The organism is Yoonia sp. I 8.24 (genome assembly GCF_022096995.1).
In the GTDB taxonomy this organism is placed as follows: domain Bacteria; phylum Pseudomonadota; class Alphaproteobacteria; order Rhodobacterales; family Rhodobacteraceae; genus Yoonia.
Genome location: NZ_JACXGQ010000018.1, coordinates 1 through 471, shown reverse-complemented (window position 1 = coordinate 471; position 471 = coordinate 1). Strand labels below are relative to the sequence as shown.

Below are 471 nucleotides of genomic sequence, written 5' to 3'. Positions count from 1 at the left end.
TCAAAGTAGTTGCTTGCAGAAGCAGTTGAACCCAGAGCAGCGATTGTTGCGGCGGCAAGTGCGATTGTTTTGATAGACATAATGTATTCCTTTATTTCGCTTTGGTTACGACATCAGTGTCGTAATTTGATTGGAGACGGCGCGGCTTAGCGGACGATGTCGTAGTCATGTTCAGCTACGGTCTGACCGTTTACTTTCAGCACGGCGATGACGTCTTGCTGTGGTGCCTTGCCGACATTAACGCGGACATTGGAATTTGCGCCTGCGTGGACGTCTTCGGTGCCGATCAATGCGCCGGGTTCACCCGCAACGCTTTTGTAGATTTCGACAACGCCGTCGGCGTCAGCGCGGACCAGACCAAGTTCAAGAACTGAACTTGCGTCCAGATTTTCACCGAATTCAAAGTAGTTGCTTGCAGAAGCAGTTGAACCCAGAGCAGCGATTGTTGCGGCGGCAAGTGCGATTGTTTTG

At 51.2% G+C, this 471-nt stretch carries 1 protein-coding gene; it reads right to left on the bottom strand.

Annotated features, from left to right (window positions below):
- Positions 1-146 precede the first annotated feature (146 nt).
- Positions 147-471: hypothetical protein (locus tag Yoon_RS17875; RefSeq protein ID WP_238114173.1), on the bottom strand; the 325-nt coding region annotated here is incomplete at its 5' end.